The organism is Halobacillus sp. (assembly GCF_049282395.1).
In the GTDB taxonomy this organism is placed as follows: domain Bacteria; phylum Bacillota; class Bacilli; order Bacillales; family Halobacillaceae; genus Halobacillus.
Genome location: NZ_JBAPTY010000174.1, coordinates 1 through 4,007, shown reverse-complemented (window position 1 = coordinate 4,007; position 4,007 = coordinate 1). Strand labels below are relative to the sequence as shown.

At 42.3% G+C, this 4,007-nt stretch carries 5 protein-coding genes; all 5 read right to left on the bottom strand.

Annotation, left to right across the window (positions count from 1 at the left end):
* Positions 1–357: 357 nt before the first annotated feature.
* The gene (locus WAM07_RS08055) at positions 358–621 is read right to left on the bottom strand and encodes a pro-sigmaK processing inhibitor BofA family protein (RefSeq protein ID WP_014641336.1); all 264 of its coding nucleotides are present in this window, start codon (positions 619–621) and stop codon (positions 358–360) included.
* 72 nt (positions 622–693) lie between these two features.
* Entirely contained in the window at positions 694–909 is a 216-nt protein-coding gene (locus tag WAM07_RS08050) for a YaaL family protein (RefSeq protein ID WP_422165970.1), read from the bottom strand.
* 14 nt (positions 910–923) lie between these two features.
* A complete protein-coding gene (recR, locus tag WAM07_RS08045) occupies positions 924–1,520 on the bottom strand; it encodes a recombination mediator RecR (RefSeq protein ID WP_422165969.1) in 597 nt (198 codons plus the stop codon).
* An 11-nt stretch (positions 1,521–1,531) separates the two neighbouring features.
* Complete coding sequence (locus tag WAM07_RS08040) at positions 1,532–1,849, bottom strand: YbaB/EbfC family nucleoid-associated protein (protein WP_014641333.1); 318 nt, start codon at positions 1,847–1,849, stop codon at positions 1,532–1,534.
* Positions 1,850–1,876: 27 nt separating this feature from the next.
* Positions 1,877–3,601, bottom strand: a complete 1,725-nt coding sequence (gene dnaX / locus WAM07_RS08035) for a DNA polymerase III subunit gamma/tau (RefSeq protein ID WP_422165968.1) — start codon at positions 3,599–3,601, stop codon at positions 1,877–1,879.
* Between the last annotated feature and the right edge of the window lie 406 nt (positions 3,602–4,007).

The following is a 4,007-nucleotide window of genomic DNA, read 5'->3' as shown; positions in this document are numbered from 1 at the left end:
TTGTTTGAATTCCTTCTATAATGAAAGAATATCTTGACGTACTGGTTGGTTCGTTCAGTTTTCAAAGATCAAAAGTTTTCGTTTGCCGCTTCAAAACAGCGACTTAATAATCATATCATTGTGACTCATTTAAGTCAACAACTTTTTTAAATGATTTTTTGTTTGCCGTTGCCGGCTTGCCGCTCTGTCTTAATGCGACAAGTAATAATATACCACGCTGAAATAATGTTGGCAATACCTTTTTGCATATTTTTTTAAGTTTATAGTTTCATAGAAGTATAACTGGATTTTTTAAAGGCTGAACCCCCCCTTTTAAACAAGCAAAGAGCCAGGGAAATCTCCCTGACTCTTCCTATATTATAATATCCATAAATGAATCGCCGTTATGGATATTACCCCCGGAACTCCTAGTAAAGCTGAAGCAATAGCTGTAAAACCGTTAATAGGAATGTGTAATCCAAACTGTGCTCCAAATAAATTAATGAAAAACAACAAAATCACCGCAATAATTAAACGTGTTACTGCCTGCCCCACCCATTTTATAGGGGCAGAAGGCAAACCTATAATAAGAAGAAAAGGGATAGTCAGCCCTAATAATAGAATAACGAGCACCGGATCCATAAAAAACCCCCTGTCCAATTATGACTCTCCCTACAATCTATGAGTCTGGACAGGGGGTTATGAGTAGAACAGTTAAGAAAGTGCATTGAGACCGCGATGGCGAGCCTCCCTAAGAAGATATAAGTATTTCGATTTAGTAAGTGCGAGTTCTTTCAAACCCTCTTCGGTTGGTTCAATACTTTGGTCGATAATACTGTTCAGGTTTTCCCATTCCTTTTTTAATTGCCTAATGTTCATGAGAAGCTGCTGGTCCATATCTTTAGCTCTTCTTTTTTTTCTACGAAACATGGCAACCACCTTCATCACAGTTCTCTTCTTCCTTCAAGAGCCTTGGACAAGGTTACTTCATCTGCATATTCCAAGTCTCCTCCTACCGGAAGTCCATGAGCAATTCTTGTCATACGTATTCCAGAAGGTTTGACTAATCGAGATATATACATCGCTGTAGCCTCTCCTTCAATATTCGGATTAGTAGCGAGAATTAATTCTTCAACCCCTTCATCTTTTAACCGATTAATGAGACTTTCTACATTAATATCTTCAGGTCCAATGCCATCCATAGGAGAAATAGCTCCATGCAGCACATGGTATTTCCCGCCAAATTCTCTCATCTTCTCCATGGCTATGACATCTTTAGGGTCCTGAACTACGCAGATAAGGGTTTGATCTCTGGATTCATCCTGGCAGATTGAACAAGGGTCCTGGTCTGTAATATGACCACAAATAGAGCAGTGGGTTAGCTCGCGTTTTGCGTTTACTAATGACTTCGCAAAATCCAGCACGTCATCTTCTTCCATTTCTAAGACAAAAAAAGCCAGACGGACAGCCGTCTTAGGGCCGATCCCTGGCAGCTTTGTAAAACTGTCGATCAGTTTTGATATCGGTTCAGGATAATACATGAATACTCCTCCTAGAACATTCCTCCAGGCATACCTTTCGTGAATTCACCCATTGTATCGTTGGTTTTATCATCCACTTGTTTAATAACATCGTTGGTTGCCGTAATAATCAAATCCTGAAGCATTTCTACATCGTCAGGATCGACCACTTCTTCGTTGATAGAAATGTCCGTAATTTCTTTTTTACCATTAGCTGTTACTTTAACCATTCCTCCGCCTGCAGAAGATTCAAACGTCATCTCATAGAGCTCTTCCTGAGCTTTCATCATTTTCTTCTGCATTTTCTGCATTTGTTTCATCATATTGTTCATGTTTCCTCCACCACGCATGGCAATTCCTCCTTAAATATAATCAACTTAGTCTTGTATTTCTATTAAATCATCACCAACAAGCTTCCGTGCCTCCGAGACAAGGGGATCTTCTTCTTGAGAGGATTCTCCTTCTGTCTCCACACCTTCATCAGTTCCTTCACCTGGTGCCGCTTTTTGCTTTTGTACAAATTCTTCCCGGACTTCCTGCCAGTTGGCTTCAGGAATGGGAATGATCGCTAACGGCTTCCCTGTAAATTCTGTGAGAAGAGGTTCAATCGTTTTCTGGTGCTCCAGAGCTAAAGAACAGTGAATATCGTACCTGAATGCTAATACGAGCGCTTTAGAAGATGCAGCTCTTGGTTTACTGTTCAGTAATGTGGCATGAGCTGGAGCGTTACTTTGTTTTAAAGCTTCCATAAAGTCCGCCCACCGGCTTTGGACCTTCTTAATTTCTTCTTTAGATGCTTCATTTAAAACTTGCCGGATTCGCTCATATGGAACATTATAACTTCTCCTGCCGGATTTTGCAGGTGTGCGCTTTGGTTTTTGAGAAGCCTGCTCCTGCTGAGACTGTACTCCTTTTTGCTTAAGTGAACTTAATTCCTTCTCAAGTTCATTCAATTTCTTTGAAAGTTCCCTGACGCTTTCAGAATCCTGGGCAGGTGCAGAGGCAGGTGCCGATTCCGGCTTTACTTCCACCATATTAAGTAGAGCGATCTCTATGAATACTTTTGGACTTGTGGTCCATTTCATTTCTTGCTGACACTGGTTCAGTTCTCGGATCGCCTGCTGTATCCAGTAAGCGGAAAGTTCTCCGGATAATTTACGAAATGTATCATCAGGTATCGCTCGTTCTAAGTTATGCGCCAAATCTGGAGCACTTTGAAAGAGCAGTATATCCCTCAAATAGTAGATCAAATCAAAAACGAAGCGTCCAGGATCCTTCCCTTGCTGAATCAAATCATCCACAGCTTCTAAAGCATCTTTTACTTCATGGTCATGAAGCGCCTGAACGACCTCTGCCAGTCTGACTTGCGATACAGCTCCTGTAACGGCAAGCACATCCTCAATAGTTACTTCTTCTTCACTATAAGAGACAGCTTGGTCAAGCAGACTTAAGGCATCCCTCATTCCGCCTTCCGCTGTAAGAGCTACGATCTCTAATGCTTCTTCAGCAATTGAGATCTGTTCGGAAGCTGTTATCCCTTTCATACGTTCAACCATCGCTTTTTGTGAAATCCGTTTAAAATCGAAACGCTGACAACGCGATATGATCGTTAAAGGAATTTTATGGGGTTCCGTGGTTGCTAAAATAAATATGACATGCTGAGGTGGTTCTTCCAATGTCTTTAGCAGCGCATTAAAAGCTCCCATAGAAAGCATGTGAACTTCATCAATAATATATACTTTGTAAGTTACCGCACTGGGGGCATATTTGACCTTATCCCGGATCTCGCGAATTTGTTCCACTCCGTTGTTAGAAGCGGCATCAATTTCAATGACATCGGATATGGATCCATCTTGTATGCCTAGACATGCTGAACACTCATTGCACGGTTCCTTGGCAGGGGAACGTTCGCAGTTAACCGCTTTAGCAAAAATTTTCGCAGCACTGGTCTTTCCTGTACCACGGGGCCCTGAGAATAAATAAGCATGAGAAAACTTATCCTGCTCAATGGCATTTTGCAATGTGCGTGTAATATGAGTTTGTCCAACTACATCTTCGAAGTTTTTCGGGCGCCAGACACGATACAAAGCCTGATAGCTCATATAACCGTTCTCCCTTTTTAGTCTCTTCTCCATTATACCCGATTGAAGGTTTGGATGTGAACCTTAGACATTTGAGTGATTAAGATATTTCCTATATAAGAAGGCTCAGTTAACTATCAGTATTGATCTTGCAGTTAAGCTCCCGTTTGTGTAAGACTCAGTTTCGAGACATTGGAGGAGCGGAAGGTCCTTCGGGGGACGATTTCGCTTTCCGGCCCTGCACGACGCAGGGTCGTTCGACGTTGCCACACGAGGTGGTGTTCTTAGTCGAACCTCTTCTGTGCTGAGCTTCCTCGGGCTTAACAGCCCTGCGGGATCTCACCGATCATGTTCATCCCGCAGGAGTCTACATCGTCCCCCTCCGGACCTGACCGAATAAGAAACTCGAAATCCACCAAAAATGCCT

Excerpts from the sequence above, each read along its gene's own strand:
- WAM07_RS08055 (WP_014641336.1), bottom strand. The coding sequence starts at position 621 with ATGGATCCGGTGCTCGTTATTCTATTATTAGGGCTGACTATCCCTTTT.
- WAM07_RS08050 (WP_422165970.1), bottom strand. The coding sequence starts at position 909 with ATGTTTCGTAGAAAAAAAAGAAGAGCTAAAGATATGGACCAGCAGCTT.
- recR (WP_422165969.1), bottom strand. The coding sequence starts at position 1,520 with ATGTATTATCCTGAACCGATATCAAAACTGATCGACAGTTTTACAAAG.
- WAM07_RS08040 (WP_014641333.1), bottom strand. The coding sequence starts at position 1,849 with ATGCGTGGTGGAGGAAACATGAACAATATGATGAAACAAATGCAGAAA.
- dnaX (WP_422165968.1), bottom strand. The coding sequence starts at position 3,601 with ATGAGCTATCAGGCTTTGTATCGTGTCTGGCGCCCGAAAAACTTCGAA.